This window comes from Flavobacterium sp. LAR06, assembly GCF_041946075.1.
In the GTDB taxonomy this organism is placed as follows: Bacteria; Bacteroidota; Bacteroidia; order Flavobacteriales; family Flavobacteriaceae; genus Flavobacterium.
Genome location: NZ_JAUTYT010000008.1, coordinates 48,675 through 71,749, shown reverse-complemented (window position 1 = coordinate 71,749; position 23,075 = coordinate 48,675). Strand labels below are relative to the sequence as shown.

General features: G+C 35.8%; 25 protein-coding genes. 4 read left to right on the top strand and 21 right to left on the bottom strand.

Annotated elements, in window-relative coordinates; translation table 11 throughout:
- Positions 1-36 precede the first annotated feature (36 nt).
- Together Q7C23_RS13030 and Q7C23_RS13025 are read right to left on the bottom strand one after the other, a co-directional pair.
- Positions 37-834, bottom strand: a complete 798-nt coding sequence (locus tag Q7C23_RS13030; protein ID WP_375032930.1) for an alpha/beta hydrolase — start codon at positions 832-834, stop codon at positions 37-39.
- Between the two features lie 92 nt (positions 835-926).
- A complete protein-coding gene (locus Q7C23_RS13025) occupies positions 927-1,343 on the bottom strand; it encodes an OsmC family protein (RefSeq protein WP_375032929.1) in 417 nt (138 codons plus the stop codon).
- Positions 1,344-1,883: 540 nt separating this feature from the next.
- Between Q7C23_RS13025 and metN the strand changes: the two genes are divergently transcribed.
- Genes metN through metQ form a run of 3 tightly spaced genes read left to right on the top strand, consistent with a single transcriptional unit; the run spans position 1,884 to position 4,423 of the window.
- Complete coding sequence (gene metN, locus Q7C23_RS13020; RefSeq protein ID WP_375032928.1) at positions 1,884-2,915, top strand: methionine ABC transporter ATP-binding protein MetN; 1,032 nt, start codon at positions 1,884-1,886, stop codon at positions 2,913-2,915.
- Positions 2,908-3,561 carry a methionine ABC transporter permease MetI gene (locus Q7C23_RS13015; RefSeq protein WP_375032927.1) on the top strand — a complete coding sequence of 218 codons (654 nt, stop codon included), beginning with the start codon at positions 2,908-2,910 and terminating at the stop codon, positions 3,559-3,561. The genes metN and Q7C23_RS13015 overlap by 8 nt, the downstream gene beginning before the upstream one ends.
- 43 nt (positions 3,562-3,604) lie before the next feature.
- Positions 3,605-4,423, top strand: a complete 819-nt coding sequence (gene metQ / locus Q7C23_RS13010) for a methionine ABC transporter substrate-binding lipoprotein MetQ (RefSeq protein ID WP_375032926.1) — start codon at positions 3,605-3,607, stop codon at positions 4,421-4,423.
- Between the two features lie 187 nt (positions 4,424-4,610).
- Here the strand turns inward: metQ and Q7C23_RS13005 are convergent, their stop codons facing one another.
- From Q7C23_RS13005 to Q7C23_RS12960, 10 genes are all read right to left on the bottom strand, one after another.
- Entirely contained in the window at positions 4,611-5,012 is a 402-nt protein-coding gene (locus Q7C23_RS13005; RefSeq protein WP_375032925.1) for a response regulator, read from the bottom strand.
- A 1-nt stretch (position 5,013) separates the two neighbouring features.
- A complete protein-coding gene (locus Q7C23_RS13000; protein ID WP_375032924.1) occupies positions 5,014-6,273 on the bottom strand; it encodes an ATP-binding protein in 1,260 nt (419 codons plus the stop codon).
- 3 nt (positions 6,274-6,276) lie between these two features.
- The gene (locus Q7C23_RS12995; protein WP_074657902.1) at positions 6,277-6,576 is read right to left on the bottom strand and encodes a circadian clock KaiB family protein; all 300 of its coding nucleotides are present in this window, start codon (positions 6,574-6,576) and stop codon (positions 6,277-6,279) included.
- A 2-nt stretch (positions 6,577-6,578) separates the two neighbouring features.
- The gene (locus tag Q7C23_RS12990) at positions 6,579-6,875 is read right to left on the bottom strand and encodes a circadian clock KaiB family protein (protein WP_026985338.1); all 297 of its coding nucleotides are present in this window, start codon (positions 6,873-6,875) and stop codon (positions 6,579-6,581) included.
- Positions 6,876-6,882: 7 nt separating this feature from the next.
- Positions 6,883-8,553, bottom strand: a complete 1,671-nt coding sequence (gene kaiC / locus Q7C23_RS12985; protein ID WP_375032923.1) for a circadian clock protein KaiC — start codon at positions 8,551-8,553, stop codon at positions 6,883-6,885.
- A gap of 477 nt (positions 8,554-9,030) precedes the next feature.
- Complete coding sequence (locus Q7C23_RS12980) at positions 9,031-9,840, bottom strand: SDR family NAD(P)-dependent oxidoreductase (protein ID WP_375032922.1); 810 nt, start codon at positions 9,838-9,840, stop codon at positions 9,031-9,033.
- 183 nt (positions 9,841-10,023) lie between these two features.
- Positions 10,024-10,611: a TetR/AcrR family transcriptional regulator gene (locus Q7C23_RS12975; protein WP_375032921.1), complete on the bottom strand. Its 588-nt coding sequence runs from the start codon at positions 10,609-10,611 to the stop codon at positions 10,024-10,026.
- A 536-nt stretch (positions 10,612-11,147) separates the two neighbouring features.
- Positions 11,148-11,753: a DNA-3-methyladenine glycosylase gene (locus tag Q7C23_RS12970; protein ID WP_375032920.1), complete on the bottom strand. Its 606-nt coding sequence runs from the start codon at positions 11,751-11,753 to the stop codon at positions 11,148-11,150.
- A 317-nt stretch (positions 11,754-12,070) separates the two neighbouring features.
- Complete coding sequence (locus Q7C23_RS12965) at positions 12,071-12,298, bottom strand: hypothetical protein (RefSeq protein ID WP_375032919.1); 228 nt, start codon at positions 12,296-12,298, stop codon at positions 12,071-12,073.
- A 34-nt stretch (positions 12,299-12,332) separates the two neighbouring features.
- Positions 12,333-12,473, bottom strand: coding sequence for a hypothetical protein (locus tag Q7C23_RS12960; protein ID WP_375032918.1), 141 nt, complete (start codon positions 12,471-12,473; stop codon positions 12,333-12,335).
- A gap of 878 nt (positions 12,474-13,351) precedes the next feature.
- Here Q7C23_RS12960 and Q7C23_RS12955 point away from each other — a divergent pair.
- Positions 13,352-14,044, top strand: coding sequence for a hypothetical protein (locus tag Q7C23_RS12955; protein ID WP_375032917.1), 693 nt, complete (start codon positions 13,352-13,354; stop codon positions 14,042-14,044).
- Between the two features lie 66 nt (positions 14,045-14,110).
- Here Q7C23_RS12955 and Q7C23_RS12950 read toward each other — a convergent pair whose 3' ends face one another.
- The 9 genes from Q7C23_RS12950 to Q7C23_RS12910 all read right to left on the bottom strand — a co-directional run bounded on the left by Q7C23_RS12950 (position 14,111) and on the right by Q7C23_RS12910 (position 23,041).
- Complete coding sequence (locus tag Q7C23_RS12950) at positions 14,111-14,494, bottom strand: DUF5367 family protein (RefSeq protein WP_375032916.1); 384 nt, start codon at positions 14,492-14,494, stop codon at positions 14,111-14,113.
- Between the two features lie 6 nt (positions 14,495-14,500).
- Positions 14,501-15,343, bottom strand: a complete 843-nt coding sequence (locus Q7C23_RS12945; RefSeq protein WP_375032915.1) for an NAD(P)H-binding protein — start codon at positions 15,341-15,343, stop codon at positions 14,501-14,503.
- Between the two features lie 72 nt (positions 15,344-15,415).
- Complete coding sequence (locus Q7C23_RS12940; RefSeq protein WP_375032914.1) at positions 15,416-16,294, bottom strand: helix-turn-helix domain-containing protein; 879 nt, start codon at positions 16,292-16,294, stop codon at positions 15,416-15,418.
- Between the two features lie 298 nt (positions 16,295-16,592).
- Positions 16,593-17,609, bottom strand: a complete 1,017-nt coding sequence (locus tag Q7C23_RS12935) for an FAD:protein FMN transferase (RefSeq protein WP_375032913.1) — start codon at positions 17,607-17,609, stop codon at positions 16,593-16,595.
- A gap of 94 nt (positions 17,610-17,703) precedes the next feature.
- Positions 17,704-18,066 carry a hypothetical protein gene (locus tag Q7C23_RS12930; RefSeq protein ID WP_375032912.1) on the bottom strand — a complete coding sequence of 121 codons (363 nt, stop codon included), beginning with the start codon at positions 18,064-18,066 and terminating at the stop codon, positions 17,704-17,706.
- 139 nt (positions 18,067-18,205) lie between these two features.
- Positions 18,206-20,392 carry a PepSY domain-containing protein gene (locus tag Q7C23_RS12925; protein ID WP_375032911.1) on the bottom strand — a complete coding sequence of 729 codons (2,187 nt, stop codon included), beginning with the start codon at positions 20,390-20,392 and terminating at the stop codon, positions 18,206-18,208.
- 47 nt (positions 20,393-20,439) lie between these two features.
- The gene (locus Q7C23_RS12920; protein ID WP_375032910.1) at positions 20,440-20,919 is read right to left on the bottom strand and encodes a DUF2271 domain-containing protein; all 480 of its coding nucleotides are present in this window, start codon (positions 20,917-20,919) and stop codon (positions 20,440-20,442) included.
- 58 nt (positions 20,920-20,977) lie between these two features.
- The gene (locus Q7C23_RS12915; protein WP_375032909.1) at positions 20,978-22,462 is read right to left on the bottom strand and encodes an ankyrin repeat domain-containing protein; all 1,485 of its coding nucleotides are present in this window, start codon (positions 22,460-22,462) and stop codon (positions 20,978-20,980) included.
- 195 nt (positions 22,463-22,657) lie between these two features.
- The gene (locus tag Q7C23_RS12910; protein WP_375032908.1) at positions 22,658-23,041 is read right to left on the bottom strand and encodes a response regulator; all 384 of its coding nucleotides are present in this window, start codon (positions 23,039-23,041) and stop codon (positions 22,658-22,660) included.
- Positions 23,042-23,075: the final 34 nt, after the last annotated feature.

Sequence of the window (23,075 nt, the reverse complement as noted above, 5' to 3'; positions counted from 1 at the left end):
CTATGTGTTTAAATATTTAGATCAAATTTGAACTAATTATTGTTTCTTAGAAGCAGCGATAATAACTTTCGAAACAGCCTCTGGTTGCGAAATAAAAACCACATGGCTTCCTTTTATTTCTGTGATTTTTGTGTTCGAACGTTTGTACATCGCACGTTGAATATCTGGTGTGATACTTTTGTCTTCAGTTGCTACAATTCCGTAAGAAGGTTTATCTCTCCAGGCTGCTTTTGTAATAGGTGTTCCAAATCCTTGTGCGTGGAAAGCACCTTGAGAAGCATACATGAAATCAGCTTGTTCTTTGCTTATATCTCCGGCAAAACCAGCGTGGAATTTAGCTTTGTCATAGTAAGCAATTCCCTTGCCATCTGGAGCCAATACACCATTTTCAGGAGCTGGAGGCGCAGTTTGTAACCATTGAATAGAGTTTTCTCCGTTATCAGGCTGTAAAGCCGCTACGTAAACTAATGCTGCAACTTTTGGGTGGTTTCCGGCTTCTGTAATTACAGTTCCGCCCCATGAATGTCCTACCAAAATAGTTGGTCCATCTTGTCTGTCTAAAGCTAAGTTAGTTGCAGCAACATCATCTGCTAATGAGCTCAACGGATTTTGAACAATAGTTACGTTATATCCTTTTTTAGTTAAAATTTGGTATAACCCCTGCCATCCTGAACCGTCTGCGAAGGCACCGTGTACCAATACAACGTTTTTGATTTGTGGAACAGTAGTTTTAGTTTGTGCGTTGATATTTACAGTTGTAAATACTAAACTTAAGATTAAAGCGGCGAACAGGAAATAAGATTTCAATTGTTCTTTTATAGATAGTGTTTTCATAATGATTTTAGATTTTAAATTGTTGATTTTAGATTTTGACATTGAAATTGTCATTAATTTTTGATGTTGATATTTGATTTTTGATATTGAAATTAATTCAGTGTTACAGCCAAAGTAATTTCAGTGTTTAATAATTTTGAAATTGGGCAAATTTCTTTTGCTTTTTGAGCTGCCAGTTGAAAATCTTCTGCTGAAATTCCAGGAACTTTTCCGGTTAGTTCTAATTGAATTAAAGTAATTGTTCCGTCTTCGAAAGTAACTTTTGCTACAGTATCTAAATCTTCCGGAACAAAACCAGCTTCAGATAATAAAAAGCTTAATTGCATGGTGAAACAGCCTGAATGTGCCGCTGCGATTAATTCTTCAGGGTTGGTTCCAACTCCTTGTTCAAAACGGGTTTTGAAAGATAATTGCGCTTCGTTTAAAGTTGTGCTTTGTGTACTGATGGTTCCTTTTCCTTCCATCCCAGTACCTTTCCAATTTGCGTTTGCTCTTCTTGTAAATTTCATGATTTCTATTTTTTAAGTTGTTTTAATTATTTAAAATCAATTGTTTGATTTTGATGAGGCAAATTTAGGGCGAGTATGTTTATTAATCAAATTAATAATTTTTTAGTATTATTAAAATAATTTATAATGATTGAGTTTAGAGGTTTTATGGAAGGAAAACAGCTTTAAGAAAATTTTTGAGGACGGAATGGAATGTAGAATATGAATGTAGAATATGAATGTAGAATATGAATGTAGAATTTGAATGTAGAATTTGAATGTAGAATTTGAATGTAGAATAAAATGAGTTAATCTACTATTTTGATAGGTTAATAAAAGTTTTGATGATTTATGAGGTAAAATCAAAAAATACTCTTTAAATTTGCAAACGCAATGAGAAATAAGAGCTATAATATGAAGAATTATTATAACAGCAACAAAATGATGTGCTGGGATACTGTAATGATTGTATGGGCTTCTATATAAAATAGTACTATTTTTTCAAAAAGCCTTTCATGAGTAATTTGAAAGGCTTTTTTGTTTTTAAACTAAAATTAAAGAATGATTGAATTAAAAAACGTTAGTAAAACTTTTCATCAGAAAGACCGAATTGTTTCGGCGCTATCGGATGTCTCGCTAAAGGTTCCGCCAGGGAAAATTTTTGGTGTAATCGGAACTTCGGGAGCAGGAAAAAGTACTTTAATCAGATGCGTTAATTTACTGGAAAGGCCAACTTCAGGAGAAATTATTGTGGATGGAAAATCGCTAATACAATTATCAAACGCTCAGCTTGCTATTGAAAGAAGGCAAATCGGAATGATTTTTCAGCATTTTAATTTACTTTCATCGAGAACAGTCTTTGAGAATGTTGCTTTTCCTTTGGAATTAGCGGGAGTTTCAAAAGAAGCGATCAAAACGCGGGTTTTAGAATTGCTTCAAATAGTTGGCTTAAGCGAAAAAGCAAATGATTATCCGGCAAGTCTTTCGGGAGGACAAAAACAAAGAGTTGCCATTGCCAGAACATTGGCCAATAATCCAAAAGTTTTATTGTGTGACGAAGCAACAAGCGCGCTTGATCCTGCCACTACAAGATCTATTCTGAACTTATTAAAGGATATCAATCGCCGACTTAATATTACGATTTTATTGATTACACACCAGATGGAAGTGGTTAAATCAATTTGTGATGAAGTAGCGGTAATTAGTCACGGAAAACTAATAGAGCAGGGAAGTGTAGGCGAAATTTTTGCCGACCCTAAACACGAACTGACAAGGGAATTTATTGTCTCTTCCTTGCATCTGGATATTCCTGCTGTTTATCTGGAAAGATTACAAAAGGAAGATGGTACAAACTTAAACCCACTATTAAGACTTGAAATGACTGGTAAATCAGTAAATGAACCTGTCATTTCAGAAGTTTCGAGATTGTTTGATACTAATTTTAAAATTATTAGCGCACAAATGGATCAGGCTGGCGAAGTTAATTTTGGGATTATGCTGATCGAGTTATCCGGTAAACGCGAAAACTACAAAGCTGCAATCGAGTATTTTATATCAAAACATATTAAAACAGAAATCATAGGTTATGTCTGAATCCATTATTGAATTATTATTAAAAGGAACCTGGGAAACGATCGTCATGACATTTTTGTCTGGTTTTTTCGGTTTTCTACTAGGACTTCCAACAGGTATTTTGCTTTTCCTTACCCGTAAAAATCAAATATTAGAACAGCCTGTTTTAAATCGAGTGTTATCTATTTTGGTGAATATTTTCCGTTCGATTCCCTTTATTATCTTAATTGTCTGGATGATTCCGTTTACCCGCGTGATTGTCGGAACCTCTATTGGCGTTAGTGCGGCACTGGTTCCATTAAGTATTGGTGCAGCACCCTTTATTGCACGATTGGTAGAAAATAGTCTTTTAAGTTTGCCATCTGGATTAATTGAAGCCGCAAGAGCTTTAGGCGCAACACCTTTTCAAATAGTATATAAGGTATTACTGCCGGAAGCTTTACCTTCTTTAATCAATGCAGCCTCTATCACTTTAATTACGCTTGTAGGGTATTCTGCAATGGGTGGAGCAGTAGGAGCAGGTGGTTTAGGACAAGTGGGGTATCAGTACGGTTATATTGGGTATGATGCCGTAACCATGAATTCGGTTTTGGCTTTACTTGTAATTCTGGTATTCTTAATCCAGTTTGCCGGCGATACTTTATCAAAACGATTTGACCACAGATAGTTGTCAATTAAAAACTTAGAATTAAAAATTAAAAAATATAAAGATGAATACTAAATTAAATTTCTTTAAAACAGCCGGAATTATAGCTTTATCACTTGTTTTATCAAATTGTGGAGAAAACAAAAAGAACGATCCGCATCATATTAAAGTAGGAGTTGCTTCCGGACCAGAATTGAAAGTAGCAGAAGCTGCTAAAAAAGTAGCCAAAGAAAAATACGGACTTGAGGTGGAATTGGTGTCTTTTAATGATTATGTAATTCCAAACGAAGCGTTGAGTCAGGGCGATATTGATGCCAATGCTTTTCAGCACAAACCTTATTTAGATGAGCAGTCTAAACAACGCGGTTACAAATTGGCCATTATCGGAAAAACATTTGTGTACCCGATTGCGGCTTATTCTAAAAAAATAAAAAGCCTTTCTGAATTGAAAAACGAAAGCACGATCATTATTCCAAATGATCCAACAAACGGTGGACGTTCACTATTGCTTTTAGAAAAAAACGGTTTATTGAAACTCCGTGCAGGAGTTGGTTTGTTGCCTAAAGTAACAGACATTGTAAATAATCCCAAAAATCTGAAAATATTAGAATTAGAAGCGCCTCAATTGCCTCGTGCTTTAGATGATCAAAATGTTTCGATTGCTATTATCAACAACACTTTTGCGTCTCAGGCAGGCTTGGTTCCGGCACGTGATGCCTTGTTTGTAGAAGATAAAGATTCTCCTTACGTAAATCTGGTTGTAAGCCGTGAAGACAATAAAAATGGGGAAAAGGTAAAACAGTTTCTTCAGGCATTCCAATCTGCCGAAGTAGAGCAGGTGGCCGTTCGTGAGTTTAAAGGTGGGGCTGTGAAGGGCTGGTAGTTGATGGTGAATTGTTAGCATAAATGAAGAACAAAATATATCTTCTTATAAAACCAACTCACTAGCCCTGATGGGAAGGGAAATCCTTTTGTGGTGGGGTTCACCACAAAAGATACAAGTGGATAGCGGGAAACAGCTCCAAAAAAAAACGAGACCCTCTCTAAAAGAAACATCTCGTTTTATATTTTTATTCTTCAATACTACTTAAAATCGTCTGCGGGATTTCGGCGAAAGCCTCGTAGGAGTAGGGCTTAATGAGATAGCCTTTTACGCCCAGTACATCGCATTTTTGTTTGTAAGAAGGGTTTATGCTAGTGGAATAGACAAAGCAGGGAATGTTTTTGAGGTCGTTGTGGTTTAAAATTTCCTGCAGGGCCTCGATGCCGTTGAGTATGGGCATGTTAATATCGGTCAGTATCACATCCGGGTTTTCGTTTGCCGCATTTTTTAGGAAATGGAGCAGTTCTTCGCCATTGGCTACGAGGCTCACTTTCGCAAAACTGGGGTTGTTGTTGAAGATTTCAGAGATTACATCGGCATCGTCTTCGTCATCTTCGGCTATTATGATATGAAGTTTTTTTTGTGGCATTTTATACAATTGGAAAGTAAAGATTAAAAGTTGTTCCTTCGTTCAGTGTACTTTCGACAGTGATGTTTCCGGAATGGTTTTCCATTATCCTTTTACAGATCGCCAGGCCTATACCGTTTCCGGAATATTCGTTTCGGGCATGTAGGCGCTGAAAGATGGTGAAAATTTTAAGCAAATGGCTTGATTCCATTCCAATTCCGTTGTCTTTGATCTGAATCTTGACAAATTTAGTGTTTTGTTGTGGAACTTCAACATCTGTGGCATCGGCTTCCAGAATTTGTATAACAGGCGGGATGTTTGCTTTGCTGTATTTAATGGCGTTCGAAATCAGGTTGGCTAAAAGCTGGCGCATTTGCACTCTTGATGCCTTTATAACGGGCAGGTTTCCGGTCTTGATCTTCGCATTTTTATCGGTGATAATGACTTCGAGATCTTCGATTACTTCTGTAATAACGGCGGCCAGATTGACTTCGCCCCGTTCTTCCTGTTTGGTATGCGAAGAATATTGCACCAGATCATCTACGAGCGAATTAAGACGCAACACCGAGAATTTGATGATGTTCATGGACTTGGAATCAATTTCGTTAAGATAGGTGCCGTCAATTTTGCCGTTGTGCATGACAATTTTCCGAAGCGGTTCTTTTAAATCGTGCGAGATCACGTGAATGAATTCTTCAAGACTGCTGTTGATTCGGTTGAGCTCGTTGATTTTGCCTTCGAGTTCTGCCTGATGTTGGATTAACGCTTCTTCGTGTTTTTTCTTTTCGGTTAAATCAATCACTACGATTCCGATCGCGTCTACTGAAGGTTCAAGATCGGTGAGGGAAATATAGGCCGGAAAAGTAGTAGGGGAGCCACCATCGCTTTTAAAAAGGATTTCGTGTGTGCCAAGACCCAATTTTAAGCCTTCGATAAGTGTAGCAAATTGCGAAGGGTTGTCGAAAAATTCCTGTATGTAATTCCCAATAATTTTTTCTGAGGGCGTATTGACCAGTTTTGCAAAATAATCGTTGCAATATAAGATCAGCCCATTTTTGGCAATACTCAGGGCACCCTGTCTGAATTTCTCGATTAGCAGTCTATATGTATAATCGGCTGTTTCCAGTGAGTACAGCTGCGGTGTTCCGTTGGTGTTGACCACAAGGGCATCAACATCTCCTTCTTTTATGGCATCAATGATGCTGTTTGATTCGTAAAGCCGTTGCTTTAACGATTCAATTTCTGCCAATAAGGAGTCAATATTTTTATCGTTTACTATCAAATTCTATTCACTTAAATTAAGTATTCTCAATACCTTTTCCTTGTCTGACAAATCGCCTAAAATGATTCGCCGTGGAGCGGGCTGTATTTTTATTAAAGTTGGGATCGCTACAATTTGATGTATGACAGCCTGTTCTGTATCCCGGCTAATATCTACGATTTCCAGTTCGTAGTTATCGCGGAGATGTTTGTCGCATATTTTGCGTAAATTTTCGATAGCATGTCCTGATTTAACAGACATACCCGAAACAAAAAGCATGAACTTATGTTTGGTTGTACTTGTCCCATCAGCTGAATTGTCCATTTTTAAGTGTTTAAGGGTTTAATATTAAGCCCTACAAGCACTCTTTCCTCATTTGAAAGATCGCCAATGATCTTGCGAATAGGTTCCGGAAATTTCCTGACTAAGGTTGGTACAGCCAAAATCTGATCACCTTCGGCCAATTGTGGATTCTTCAGCAAATCGATAATTTCGATGCTGTATTTCCCTGCCAGGTGTTCTTCTGCGTACTTTTTTATATTTTCAAGTGCTTTGATCGATTTTGGCGTTTGACCTGCTATATAGAGCAGTAACTGCCATTCGGCTACGACTTCTTTTTTCATCTTGTTGTTATTTTTTCTTAGAAAATGTTGCCTGTAATTCTTCTGTGGCTTTCAGGGAGCTTAATTCTTCCTGTGCCGATTCGAATTCGTTTCTAAGTGCTTCTATATTGGCTTCCAGAACTTTGCGTTTGCGTTCAATTTCTCTGTCTTTTCGACTAATTTCGTTCTGAAGCTTAATATCTGATATAGTTTTTTTGTTTTTTTGAGTTTGTCTTGCTGTACCGGTCAGGATTCCATTCGGACCTAGTTCTACATCCAGCAATTCGATTCCTTTACTCGTAATCACAAATTCCCTAACCTGATTGGAATGGCCCATGCCTCTCGCTTTGATAATAAATATCCCACGGTTTCTTTCGCCAATGCCTTCCATATCGCGAACCGTGATCCAGGTATCGACTAATGACGATACGGATTCTTCAGCCAAATCGGGTCTGAAATTATCGGTTTGTTTATTTAAAGACGTAAAAAGAGCCGTTATATTGTGTGCTTTCAGCATATCAATAAGTCTTACCAGCATCGAACGTACTTCGTGTTCACTTCCTACGGTGATCAAATTGCTTATAGGATCAATAATTATAGTAGTTGGCTGAAACTCTTTAATTAGTTTTCGAAGCGTAAGCAAATGCAATTCTAATCCGTTCAGCGAAGGACGTGAAGAATGGATCTGCAAAATTCCTTTTTTAATGTGTTTTTGAAGATCAATACCAATCGATCTCATATTGCGAACCAATTGCTGTGGCGATTCTTCAAAGGCGAAATAGATGGTTTTTTCGTTCTTTTCGCATTGTTCATTGGCAAAATAGCAGGCCACGGTTGTTTTGGCTGTTCCGGCTGTTCCTGAAACCAGGATATTGCTCCCGCGAAAAAATCCGCCGCCGTGAAACATATCGTTTAAGCCCGGAACTCCTGTCGAAACGACATCAGAACTAACTTCGTTATCGAGTTTTAGAGACGTAATAGGCAATACTGAAATTCCGTCTTCGTCAATCAAAAACGGATATTCGTTGGTTCCGTGTGTAGATCCTCTGTATTTCACGATTCGGAGCCTTCTTGTCGAAACTTGTTCGATCACACGATGATCCAGTACGATAACGCAGTCTGAAACGTATTCTTCTAATCCCTGACGGGTAAGGGTTGCTTCGCCGCGTTCTCCGGTTATGATTGCTGTTACTCCTTTGGCTTTAAGCCAATGAAATAAACGGCGCAGTTCGGCTCTCAGGATCGCCTGATTGTCCAGACCTGCAAATAAAGATTCTATGGTATCTAATACTACTCTTGTCGCTTTTACCGAATCGATAGCGTATTCTAATCTGATGAATAAACCATCGAGATCGTATTCGCCTGCTTCTTCAATTTCTGATCGCTCTACGCGCACGTGATCCACTACCAGTTTTTTGTCTTTTTTAAGTTTTTCAATGTCGAAACCTAGTGATTTGACATTTAATGTAAGGTCGTCCGACGGCTCTTCAAACGACATGAAGACCCCGGTTTCGTTATGATCGGTGATTCCTTTAATCAGGAACTGCATTGACATTAATGTTTTCCCACAGCCAGCACCTCCGCAGATTAAAGTAGGGCGCCCTTTTGGGAAACCTCCGTTTGTAATCTCGTCCAGTCCGTCAACTCCGGTTGGAGTTTTGGGGAATATAAAACTATGTGTTTTTGATTTTTTCTGCACTTTATTTAAATATACTGTTTTCTCAAATATACGTTTTCTTACAGAATTAACGATTAGTTTTTATTGAAAATTTAACAGCTGTTTAAAGAAAATATCAATAATTACATAAAAATAAGGGTTTTGATTGCTTTAAAATTGGAAATGAAGTTAAATTTTTGAGATTGTTGATAGGTTTTGAGATGGGGATTATGTAAGATTTTAAGGGGAAGATGTAATGTTAATTTTGAGATGTTAGAAGCAAGAGACAAGATGCAAGAAAATAGAATATAGAAGAAAGAAGAAAGAAGCAAAAAGTAAGATTTGAAATTTAAACTTTGATTTATAGCCGGCTTAAGAAATAATCTATTTTAAGAAATAATCTAATATAAAAACTGCTGCTTAAGTTGAAACCTGAAACAAAACAAACAAAAACCAAAAAAAACGAGATCATTTCCTAAAAAAGAAACAATCTCGTTTTGCAATCAACTTAAAAAAAAATTATCCGTGTGCTGCTACAGAAACGTCATTCCATTCTTCCCAGGTGGCTAGTTTTTGTTCGTAGGCATGTTTGGTGAATGGTAAAGCTACTTTTCCTAGGAATAGGCGTAGAGGTGGGTTTTCGGCTTCGACTAGTTTGATGATGGCCGGAACTGTAGCGCCTGTTTGTCCGAAAGTGTCAGGATCATGTCCTTCTGCAATCGCTTTTTTAAGACCGTCGTAAGCGTCGATGGGTTTGCTGTTGAATGTGTTACCCCAGATATCAGTGAAATAACCGTTTGGTTCTACCAAAGTAACGTTGATTCCGAATTGTTTTACTTCCTGAGCTAAAGTTTCAGTAAGACCTTCAACCGCAAATTTAGAGGCGTTGTAAAGACCTAAAACCGGTAAAGTGGTAATTCCTAAAATAGAAGAAACCTGAATGATGTGACCGCTTTGTTGTTTTCTCATGATAGGCAAAACGGCTTGTGTTAACCATAAAGTTCCGAAGAAATTGGTTTCGAATTGTGCTCTTGCTTCTTGTTCGCTAGCTTCTTCTACCGCACCGTTTAAGGCATAACCGGCATTGTTGATCAGGATATCAATGGCCCCGAAATGTTGGTGTACTTTTTCTACTATTGCAAACGATTCGTCACGATTGTTTACGTCTAGTTTAAGAGGTAGAATTGCTTCTCCATATTGTGCTTTTAAGTCAGCCAGGGTATCAATATTTCTTGCTGTTGCAGCTACCTTGTATCCTTTTGCTAAAAATGCTTCTGCCCAGGCTCTTCCGAATCCTTTTGATGCTCCTGAAATTAAGATTGTTTTCATGATAATTGTGAATTTTTAATTGTTAATGGTGAAATGTGAGTTGTTAAATGTGAATTGTTAGTTGTTTAATTGTGTAACTGTTTATATGCTTCCTGTTGACTATCGATCTTTGCCCCTTTGTAACTTTGCCTCTTTGAATCTTTTTTAAAAGTGACCGATAGGTCACTTTTTTAATAAAAAAAATTAGAGGCTGTTTTTCTCTATGGTTTTTTTGAGGGTTTTGACGATGATTTGCATCTTATCGTTGTTTTCTGACATTCTTGAAATTAAATGACCTCCTTCCATCATGGCGAAAATTACGGTGGCAAACTCTCCGGCATTCCATTTGGGCTTGAATTCACCGTTGGCGATGCCTTTTTTAATGCTGTTTTCTAATAATTGCTGATTGTATTTTATTCCCTGATTGATCTTTTCTTTTACAACAGGGTTGGTGTCATCTGCTTCTGTTCCGAAATTCAATAACGGACAACCTCCTGTTAGGGGCGGGTTTACCGCATTGCTGAAAAAATCGATATACGTAAATAGTTCTTCTTTGGCTGTTTTGCTTTGGCTGATTTTCGCCATCAGTTTATCGCCTAATACTTTCATATTATGATCTACGGCAGCGCAGGCCAGAACTTCTTTGTTTTCAAAATGAACGTACATGCTGCCTTTAGACAATTTGGTCGCTTCCATAATATCGCTCATAGAGGTTGCAGCGATCCCTTTTGTGTTAAAGATGGGTGCTGCTTTATCGATGATGAATTGTCTGGTTTCTTCTCCTTTTGCCATGATAGCTCTTATTTTACCTTGCAAATATATGACCGATTGGTCATTTATCCAAATTTTTTATGATTTATTTGTGATTGTTCTAGGTGAGATGTGAAATGTGAAATGTGAAATGGCGCACGGATGACGCGGATTTAGGCGGGTTTTTGCTGATTTCTTTTGCCGCGGATTGCATGGATTTTAATGGATTTATTTCTTTGGCTTAAAATTATTTCACGTAGATTTTGCGGATTTGGGCAGATTTGTGGGATTTTTTTTTGTCATAGAGTATATGGATTTATGGATTGTTTTCTTTGGCTATAAATTTTGTTCTCGCAGATTACGCAGATTTGGCAGATGAAATCATTCTAATCTGTGAATCCCGATAGCTATCGGGAGTGGCTAAACTTACCAAAAAATAATCTGTGCAAACCAGCTAAATCCGTTCAATCTGCGGGCAATTTCTGCTATAAGTAAAATCAATAGTGGTTTATTAAGTATTTGTTATTCTAATTATTAGTGGTGTATAGTTAAATTTTTTCTTTAATATAGTTTTTTGTTTAGACCTTATTAGGTTTGCTTACATGTTTATTGCCTTTTATGAAAAATCTCCAGGGTAAAAAGGCGTCTTCCTGCGCGTATGCGACACCTACTCTCGGGGTTGCGGCTATGTCATTTTCTGAATATCGGATGCCGTGATCTTCAATCCAGATTTCTTCTCCGCCTAAATCTTTTTGATTAAAAGTCTTGTCAATTCCTAAAGCTTTAGCCGCAGAACCGGGACCCGATGAAATAGCGCTTTTAGTGATCGGCATATTACGTCGTAATTCCATTGTTTCTGTACCAATCAGGGGCTCAATAGCCCGTATGAGCACAGCATGCGGTTCATTTTTAACGGAAGTTACGATATTGAATAAGTGATGAATGCCATAGCATAAATATACATAGGAGACGCCGCCTTCGCTGTACATGATTTCGGTTCGGTTGGTACGTCGGCCGCCATAGGCATGAGAGGCCTTGTCTATTTCGCCGAAGTAGGCTTCGGTTTCTACGATAACACCTGCTGTTACTTGCCCTTCGATTTGAGTGAATAGCACTTTTCCGAGTAAATCTTTGGCCAAAAAAAGGACATCCTGATGAAGATAATAGGATAATGGTAATTTCAAAATAACTTAATTTAATGCTTTAGTAAGTGATTAATAATTATGTGATAATTAGATTTTTATATATTAAAATAAGCGTGTTTTTGGTTGTCTTTTTTTCTAAAATAGCTTTGTTTTGGAATTCTATTTTAAGGATTAAAAATAAAGAAGCTCAATTAAACAATTGAGCTTCTTTATGAAATGAATTTCAAAAATTAATTAAAGCGTAAAGGATGCATAAGATACCAGCATTCTTTTTTAGGCCAATTTGTTTTTCAAGTTTCAGGTTTCAAGTTTCAGGTTGCTTTACTTTGCGCATAGTTTAACCGTTAAGATTATATTCAGGAATCAGATTTGTCTTTTTTATCGAAATCTTCATCTGAAAAATTTTTAAGATCGGCATCTAAAGCGTCATCAAGAGCATCATCAGGATCTTTGTCGAGTTCGGTTTCTAAGTCCTGTTTTAATCTTTTGTTTCTCTTTTTTTTACTGACAGAATGGATTAACTGTTCTTCGGGGTGAAAATTGCGATCGTCCAGACCGAAATCTTCGTTGATTTCTCTTGGCATAATCTAAAGGTTTTATTGGTGTTAATTTATTTATTTATTTATTTATCTGAACTGATTTCCTCGTTTCACTGCTTGATTTCTCATTGCTTCTGGCTGAAGTTGCCATTATTTTAGCTTTTTTAGCAGAGGTTCTGGAACTGTTTTCAACGTTGTTTTTCTGGTTTGAAATATTCATCTCATTGCTTTTAAAAAATTAATAGATACAAATCTAAAACGGAACAAAAATATAAGTTTATACTTTTTTTGTTTTTAATTGCATTATTGTTAGGTGGTTATATTTTATTTGTGTCTAACAAAGCTAGTGATTTTGTAGATGTATATCTACAAAAAGGGTTGCATTTTGCTTCTATTCTAAAATTGAGGTTTCAATTTATAATATGAAACAGACTTAACTTACAATTTGTTTTTTTTAATTCTATTCCGACATAACTTTATACTGTTCTTAATTTCGTGAGAATTTGATTTCTGTTTCTATCAGGGTGTTTTTTGGAGTCTTAAATTCAATCAATTAAAAAATCACATAGTATGGCTGTTCCTAAAGAGTTGTATAATGCCAAATTCGCAGAGTATATAGAATCGCTTAAGATTTTATATTTAGTCGATGACAAGTTTAAAATGATTTGCGATGACTACTGTACTAGCAGGATGAAAGCGGATAAGTTTAAGAAAAAATTCGAAAAGCATTTTCAGTATAAACTGGAATGTGACAATTTGTCGAAAGAATTAGAAGACGAAATATTGATTTATCTTATTCGGAAAGGGTAGAGGGAGAGAGGAAAGAGACAAGAGAAAAGAGGCAAGAGAAAAGACAATAGAGTATAGAAAATAGAGTATAGAAGATAGATTATAGAAGATAGACTTTCGATGTTCGGGTGTTGCTATGAAAGAATAATTAGAAAATATCTTAAAAACAAAGCTCCTGATTAGGAGCTTTGTTTTTTATAGTGATAACCAGATTACTGTTTAATAACCTGCAGGATTTTATATGCAGATAGGTTTCATTTTTGTGTGGTGTAATACAAAATATAAGTTATTAATTTAATTCGAATCGATATGATAACAAATTTCCGAATTAGAATGGCCGCAGCTGTTGTCGCTATTATTTATATCTTAGTTCAGACCTTTCAATGGTGGGTTTTTGCGAAAGTACCCGAAACCGGAAATGTAATTACCGATTTTCTTAATGGAGGAAACAAACTCAATATTTACAGATCCTGGCTGATGCTTTTGAGTATGTTTGGACTCTTGTATTTATTTTTCACCATTTGTTTTGATGATTTCAGGCAGGATAAAGGCTGGCGGATTCTTGCTTTTTCAGGTTTTTTTATTTTTTGTTTACTTGAACTGTTTATACGTTCGATTGAATTGTTTTTTGTGCAGGGTTATTTAGTTGATACTTATGCAACGGCAAATAGTGCAGATCGGGAACCTATTATTAAAACGGTTACGTCGCTACAACAGGTTTGGTGGGCGTTGTATTTTCCGTTAGGACTCTCTCAATTGTTAGGAAGTATTATTTTGGCGGGTTTGTATTTGAAATCAATGGGAATTGATCGTCTGATCAAAGTTGTTTTCATTATCAACAGTTGCCGATTGTTTCTGCGAATGCTCGATTCTTATCTCGATATTAATATTCTAGGTATAAGTACTTTATTGAACAATGAATTATACTTGCCATTGGTGATCATTATGTTTGGGCTGAAGGCTGTTTGGCTGGTCAAATCGCCACTTAAAGAACCGTCCTGATTTTTGTTAGTATTGCTTTAGATTTATATGAAAATAAAATACGCCAGAATGACTCTGGCGTATTTTTTAATTTATTTCGATGTTCTTCTTCCAGTAAAAATAAACCGTAAAAACAGTTATCAAAACGAAAATCCATAAAACGGGACTGCTGAAGAAACTTTGATAACTTCTTCCATTTGGAATTTCAACAAAAGGAACTGTGATCAAAACATCCAATAATAAAGCTGTTGAGGATATTAAAATCCCCGTTATAATTCCGTTAGTTTGATATTCTTTTTTATAATAAAACTGAGCCGCGAGAAAAGCATAAAATGAAATACAGATCATGACAATGAAAGCCTGCCAGTAAAACGAATCCTGTATTAGCTGAATATTTCCCAGAATATAAAAAGAAATACTCACACAAGTCCAAACGAACAAACCTGACAACATTCCTCTGAAATAAATCATTTCAGTTTAGTTTTGAGGTACAGTCTGATTCCAAACTCCGGTTTTAGCGGTTTCTATAGCATAATTGGAGAAATCTTTAGCTTTTCTGCCCAAAACCTTTTCTATATCCGTGGTAATGGATGAGTTTCTTCCATCCAAAACCTGGTCAAATAAATAATTTACCAGCCATATATGATCTTCCGGAACCTGATATTCTTTCAACATCTGGATATATTCTTCTAAAGTTAAAGATTGAAAAGCGATTTCTCTATCCGTAGCTTTTGCAATTTCGGCAATAACTTCTTTGAAAGTTAATAATCTTGGCCCTGTAAGTTCGTAGGTTTGTCCGTTGTGTTTATCTTCCAAAAGAGAAGCTGTAATTACATCTGCAATATCATCAGCATCTGTAAAAGGTTCTAATGCTTCGGCTCTTGGTAATGCAACGTAACCTGCTAATATTGGCTCCAGAAAGAAGCTTTCACTAAAGTTTTGGTTGAACCAGCTTGCTCGTACGATTGTCCATTTTTTTGCATTGGTTTTTACTATTTCTTCGCAAACTTGCGCTTCTTTTTCACCTCTTCCGGAAAGTAAAACCATTTTCTGAACGCCCATTTGCGTTGCTAAGCCACTAAAAAGCTGGATAGCGGTTGTTGCGGATGGAATAGCCAAATCAGGCTGATAACTGATATAAACGGCATCTATGTCCTGAAGCGCCGCTTGCCAGGTTTCCGGTTTTTCCCAGTCAAACGGAATGGCGGCAGATCGTGAACCTGCGCGAACTTCAACATCAGCATTATTTTCTAATCTTTCTAATACTCTGCGTCCTGTTTTCCCGTTGGCTCCCAGAACTAAAATTTTTGTAGTTTTCATATCAATTCGTTTTAAGTGATTAACTGATACAAATTTGGGCCGATTAGAACGAAATCATTTGTCGGAAAAGAATTAAGATTTGTTTGAAAAGAATTGTTGTTTGACTTCATTCGGTCGCGTGCCGAATTTAGTATAAAAAGCATTGGAGAACGAACTCAAACTTTCATAACCCACTTCCCAAGCCGATTCCTGTACGGTTTTTTCACTATCACGAAGCAATTCATAGGCTTTATGCAATCTTTCTTCCTGTATGTATTTAAAAACCGGAATTCCGAATAGTTCTTTAAAATTCTTTTTCAGTTTATTGCTGTTGAGTCCCACCATTTTGGATAATTCGGTTATCGATGGCGGTTTTGAATAATGAGTGGTTATAATTTCCTTAGCATGAAATAATTTGTTTTTGTCGTATTCCGATAAATCTGCTTTTTTGTCTGTGGTTAGTAAAGCAAAAAAATGAGCCAAAAGTTCATTAACCTGACTTTTTAAAAACAGCAGTCGGGTAGTCCCGATGTACGACGTATTAAAGATTTTCTGAACAGCCTGTTGCATATCCAGCGTCATATAAAACGCAGGGCCTTTTACAAAATGTTCTTTTGGATGCATCAAATCTGAAAGATGGTTTTCGAAGATTTCTTTTTCAGCCTTAGGCAACGAGTTAATGTATTTAAGTTTGGCGAAGATGCTGATCGACTGCAAAGGTTTGTCCGGTTCAATTTTATGAGCGAATTCCACTTTCTGATTTCCGAAAAAGCAAATGGCTAAACCGGTAGTATTAGTAAGGTATTTGGTTTGATTGTTATGTTTGATTTCCAACTCGACATTGCCCGAACCATAAAATGCAAAACCAATAGAATCGCCGTCAATTTCGCATTTTTCCACTACTGTTTTGGTTGCATAGGACTGCTCAATTAAAACAATAAAATCATTTACTTCCAGAATATCTGTTGTCATACTAAATCAGGATCTTTTGATAAAAGTATGAAAAGTTGTGGTTTTTTGGAATATTAAAAAGAATTAAAAATTAAAAATCTGCAGAATCTGCGTGAGAAAAAATTAAACACATAGAGAACATAGGTTTTATGTCTAAAAAAGGAAATGGAAAGAAACTAATTTCTAACACATAGCTGTATGTAATTGAAGGAATTAAAATTTATAAACACAATTTACGCCAGCTATGTGTTTTTAGACAAATGAAATGCCTTTTTTAAGCGGTTACAAAGTCTATGTCTCTATGTGTTTAAATTTACACCTAGTTTTTCAAGTGAAATTTGGTTTTATTGAAATTCTTCGATTTAATAATTTTCCCTTTATCTGTAATCATAATCCAGCGGTATTCCGGATATTGATTAATAAGTTTGATTCCGGCTTCTTTTCCTAGAACCATGATCGAAGTACTAAATCCATTGGCTGTTTCTGCATTTGGACCAAAAACAGAAACACTGCAAAGTCCGGTAGAAGGGTATCCGCTCGCAGGATTGATGATATGAGAATATCGTTTTCCATCTAAAACTACAAATTTTTCATAGCTCCCTGAAGTAGTTACCGCGCCATCGTGCAACGGAACAACGGCAAAAAGTTTATCAGTATCAAAAGGATTTGTCATTCCGATGTTCCAGTCTTTGCCATTGGGTTGTTTTCCCCAAACGGTCATATCTCCGGTAGCGTTTACAATTCCGGCTTTGATGCCTTTGGAAAGCATTAAATCTTTGCATTTGTTGGTGGCGTATCCTTCCCCTAAAGCGCCAAATCCAATTTTCATTCCTTTTAATTTTAGGAAAATAGTCGATTGTGCGCTGTCTAAAATGATGTTTTTGTAACCGACTTTCTCAACTGATTTTTTTATGGCTTCCGCCGAAGGCATTTCGGTCATCGAACCATCAAATTTCCAGATGCGGTCCATGGCAGCAAAACTAATATCGAAAGCGCCATCGGTAATTTCAGAAAAACGAAGGGCTCTTTTTGTCAGTTCAAAAACTTCTTTGTCCACTTTTACAGGACGAATTCCCGCATTCTGATTGACTTCTGAAACTTGAGAGGTAGGTTTCCAGTCCGAAATAAGGTTTTCGATTCTGGTGATTTCAGCAATAATTTCATCAATGGATTTTTCTGCTGCCAAAGAATCGTTTGCTACAATCGAAATATCAAATCGGCCTCCCATAAGCATAGTTGTTCTTTTTCGTAACGTTTGGGCTTCAGCATTGAAACCGCAAACAAGTACCAAAATGAACAGGAGAGAATTGAAAAATGAATTGTATTTAGATTGCATATTATTCGTTGTGTTTAATTTCTAACACATAGAAAACATAGGTTTATATGTTAAAAAAGAATATAAAAAAGAAACTAGTTTCTCAGAAGTTACTCTAAGGTTTATAATTCCAGGAATACATTCCTGTTGGTTGAATACTGTCTATTACAATAAACTTTTCAGTTTTGTCTCTTCGAAAAATATATAAATATTTTTCTTCTGATCCTTTATGGATTGAATCACCGACCTTGATAATACTTCTTGGAAAAAAATCATATTGCCACATATACATTTCAGTATCGTTTTTGAACGGAATGGTGCCACCAGTCGGAGTGTCAGTAATCTTGGTCACCACAAAATCATATTTTTCAAAATGCACAGCTCTCGATTTAAAATAGGTATTTATAAATGAAAAGATTACTGCGCCTATGAATATCATAATAAGCAAATATCTGATTTTATTGAAGTTTTTACTCATATAGGATTAAAGTTTAAGCGATTCCGATAGCTATGTGTTTTGAGGTAAATGAAATGCCTTCTTTAAAGATTACAATATCTATGTTTCTATGTGTTTAAATTTTTAGACACATTTTTTTACCATTGTTATGGAATTAAATTTAATAACAATCTGTCAATAATTGACCACTGTTTTTATAGTCGCTTAGTTGTTTGTTTTTCTCCACTAATAAAGCATCAAGCGTCGATTCAACATCTTTTTGCATAGCCAATGAACCACAAATCATGATTACGCCATTATTGGATAATAAATCAGTAAAAAAGTCAGCATCACGTTTGATTAAATCCATTACATAATAATGATTTTCTTCACGGGATAAAGCCAAATGAAAACTTTTTAAATGTTGCTTTTGCATCATTTGGGATGCGAAGGTTTTATAGCCTGAAACCGTTTCCGTTTCCATTCTGAAACCGGCGTATAAATGTGTTTCTGTTTTTTTCTTGTTTTGTTCGATCATTCCAAGGAAAGGCGCAATTCCGGTTCCGTTGGAGATAAAAGCCACTTTTGAAGCTTTCTTTGGTAAATGAAAAGCATGATTATCGATGATTCTTGCTTTGATGACCTTACCGGGTTTTAACTCATTCAAAAAGCCGGAACCCAATCCGTTTGGATGCAGTTTAACAACCAATTGAATGTTGCCGGAATGATTTCCGATAGAGTAGAAACGCTCTCTGGTATCATTGGCAGGATAAATAGCCAGTAAGTCGCCAGAAGTAAATTTGGCTCTCATATTAGCTCTAAGCGTAAGGATAAAAGTATGTTCTGTCTCAGAAATAGCGGTTTTGTCCAGAACCATTATTTTCTGCAAACCTTTTGGCGCATGATTGTATAAAGAAGGCGTTGTAGGCAATGGAATTCCGGTTTTGGCACTCCATAATTTAATCCATTCTACAAATTCCATCGCCGATTTGTCATTGACAGTTTGTAAATCCAGAAAACGTTCTGCCCAGTTTTGTTCTTCTAAAAGACTATCAATTTCGCGGGCAAAACCACAAAAATCAGGATAAGCGGTTGAACCAAATCCAACCACAGAAAAATTGATTTTTTGCTGTTGTGTGTGTTTCTGCAAAAGGGATATGAATTTTCTTCCGTTGGATGGCGCGTCGCCTAATCCGTGTGTGGAAGAGAAAACAATAATATGTTCTGCTTTTGGGAAAGCCGTATAACTATTCAATTCCGTTAAAAAAGCCTTTTCACCAGCAGCATTCAATTGTTTCTGAATCGCATTGGCAAATCGCAATGAACTTCCGTTTTCAGACCCAGCCAATAAAATGTATTTGCTTTCACTGGCTTTGAATTTATTTTTGATTCGGCTTGATCTTCTTTTTAAAGTCATCGCAAAACCGGAATAGATAAAAAAGAGAATATTGGCAGTAGCAAGAGCCAGAACTAAAGCCCAGATCGCGTTAATTCTTCCGGTATGAAGGTCCAAACTTAAAGCAGCAAATTGAGCCGTCATTGGCGATCTTTTTTCGCTAATTACTTCACCCGTAACCTGATTCATTTCAATTTCGCGGTCTTTTAATTCAATGATATAATATTCTTCAGGATCATCTGTAAAAGGAAATTCGATTTTCTTTACATCCGTTAAAAGTATAGTATTGAAAACATTGACTTTCACAGCTTTTTTGGCAGGAATAATAGTTTCTGTCTTTTCCTTTTGCTCTTTTTTATCCATGAAAAAGTTAAACCTTTCCAGAGACAAATAGGTTCCCGTAAGTGCAATAATCAAAATCGGAATTAAAGCCAATCGTCCTAAAACCACATGGTAATATTGAGCAAAGTATTCTTTGATTACTTTCGAAAAGAAATTGCGGATTCCTTTTTGTCTTTTCAAAACCAAAACAAACCCGGAAATAGCAATCAGGAATAATAAAAAAGAAATAACACCCACAAAAAAACGACCGGCTTCATGTAGAAACAAAGAGCGATGAAGGCTGGTTATCCATTGAATAAACTCACTTTTCTTGACCGGAGTTCCTAGTTTTTTTCCTGTTTTGACATCAACATAAGCGTTGATATCATTGCCATCCTGATCAATGGCCTGCAGTGTTACAAATTGATTGTAATCAACAGTTAATTCGGTCATTTCAGAATAGTTCTTTTTTAAAACAGGAAGTGTTTCTCCCAAAGTTATTGTATCAAAATTTTCGACTTTGTACGGAAGTGTTTTTTCCTGTACAGCATCAACAGCCAGGATAATACCCGTTACCGATGCCAAGATCAAAAATAAAGAAGAAACCAAAGCCAAAGCCAGGTGAGAGGAACGCCAAAAAGAAAGAGTCATTGAATGAAAGCTAAATGGTAATCAAATGCAATTGAGTAGCTAAGGTATTAGATTTTGTTTAATCTTACGTATCTGATGTATCCTTTACCTTCTGTTTTATCAGCAAGTCCTGCAGTTGTTAGCGGAATTTCTGCATCAGTCACATAATATTTCTGATCCTCAACAGCCGATTCAAAACGTAATTTATATCCTTTGTTCAGTTTAGCATCTTCAATTTCAAAAGTAGTAATACTACGATCACCACCTGTAACTGAAGCTCCGCTGGTCGCGCTGATATCGTCATGTTTCTTAGTCTGAAATTTATTCCATTCTTTTAATGAATTGTACCATTTTTTATCATCACCCATTACATAAAGGGTTTTTTCATACTCTCCTTTTGGATTAATAAGAGAAACTACGATATAAGCACCTTCACCCATATAATTTGCCATTTGAAGCATGCATTTATATTTGCTTTGAGCAACAGATTGGAAAGAAACAAGGCATATTAACGCAGCTGTAAAAGCGACTTTAAGAATTGATTTCATGTGTATTGTATTTTTATTGGAATTTGGAATTTTTCTTATTTGGAATTTTAAAAATTATTTATTTTAAAAACTCGATTGATATATTTTGCTTTGTTAACGACTCGTTTTCTTTTGCAAGAGCGTAGGCACTTTCGTCAAATTCAGTTTTAATGTCTTTTTTAGCACCAATTGAAATCAGATATTTCAGGACTTCATCATTTTTAGAAATCATAGCAGCTTTGTGTAGCGCGGTCATACCGTCTTTGTTTTTGGCATTTACGTCAATGTTTAAAGAAGCTAATTTTTTCAATAAATTTAAATCGTTTTTTACGGCCGCAAAATGATACAAAGTGCTGCCGTCTTTTTGAGCAGCAGCAAGATTTAAGCCTTTGTCTTGTAGTAATTTTATTTTTGCTTCTAAAGGATCTGGACCTTTTGCTGCTTCAGGACGATACGATTGAATTAAATATACACCTAAGTTGTTACCATCTTTGTCTGTTACATTTACATCTGCAACTTTATTTAAAAGAAAAGCAACATTTTCAGGAGTTCCCGATTTTACTGCAATTGTCAAGGCCGATTCTCCTTTTGTATTTTTTGCGTTTACATTTTTTGTAACCGCTAGTAATTGTTCTAAAACAGCCGTTTCTCTTGATGAAGCGGCTTTGATAAGCGGTGTGTTTCCTTCTTTGTCTAATTTGTTGGCATCAACACCTTTAGAAAGGAAATATTTAATGATTTCTGTCTGATTAGGTTTAGCTGCCAATACGTGCAGGATATTTTCTTCTGATTTATTTACAGCTGTTGGTTTTAGCTTTAATTCTTCGACTAAATATTTATAAGCCTCTATAGAAGTAGTTTCTCTACGGTTTCCTTGTGCAGCAAAAAATAAAGCATTGTCATTATATTTAATCCCTTTAGCTGCGATTTTTTTTAGTAATTCAATATTTCCAATTCGGGCTGCATAATTAAAAGCAGTATTTCCGTTATTGTCAACATCTTTAAGTGACATTCCTTTAGTAGTGAAATAGTCTGCAGTAGTTAGGTTTTTATCATATGGCATAGCAAGTAGCAATAAATTGGCGCCATCTTTGTATTTTTTCTTTGGATCTAAACCTACTTTGAAAAATGCGTCATACAAAGCTGGATTATTTTGTCCGCTGGTAGCAGCGAAATCAGCCGGTGTTGCCCCGTGGCTGTCTTCAAGAGTAATATCTGAACCTTTTGCAATAAGATATTCTACCATTTCAACATTTCCTTTATAAGCGGCCCAATGCAGGTAAATACGATTATCATGAGTTGATTTAGTAACGGGGTTACCTGACTGGTCTAATAAAAATTTAATTGTTTCATTAGGTGCCTCATTATTAATGGCGAGCACAACAACATCAAATGCATTTGGATTGGATTGAGACGGATTGTTTCCTTTTGCGATTTCGGCTTTTACAGTTTCCACATTTGGAGTAGTCTTCCAAAAGCTTGCTTCTAATAACATATTCTTTTGCTGTGCATTAGAAAATAGAGCAGCAACTAATGCAATTGAAATGAAAAGTTTCTTTTTCATATTTAGAATTTTACAATTTTATAAATAGTTTGGTCATACTTTTATTTCTTCTAAAAAGTACTTTTAAAGTAATCTATTTAGAATAAATAAAAATAAGGCAAATGTAAAAATAAATATTAGTAAGACAATTTTATTTGGAAAAGAAAATCAATCTTAATTCAGTCTTAAGATTAGGGTATGTGAAAAAGGTTTAATTTACGAATAAAGTATTTCGTGAAGTATTTGGATTAATTCTTTGTAGCTATTTGGTTTGCAAATAAAATTACTGGCACCAATTTTTTGATAAGTATCTTTTATGATTAGATCAGACTGGCCGGATAAAACGATAATTGGTATATTTTGTAAACGGTCATCTTCTTTTATTTTTTGCAAAAAATCTTTTCCCGTTAAACGTGGCATTTGCAAATCAAGAAAAATAATATCGGGTAATTGTGTTGCTTTTTTGAGGTCTTCAAGCGCCACAGAAGCGTCTGTAGAGGCTGTAATAGTGATGTTTTCCTTAAATGAATTAACGGCTTCTGAAAATATTTCAATATCTTCAAGATCATCATCTATTACCAAAATATGTTGATAGTTCATATTCTAAAAATAAGTGGAAAAGAGTCAAATAAAA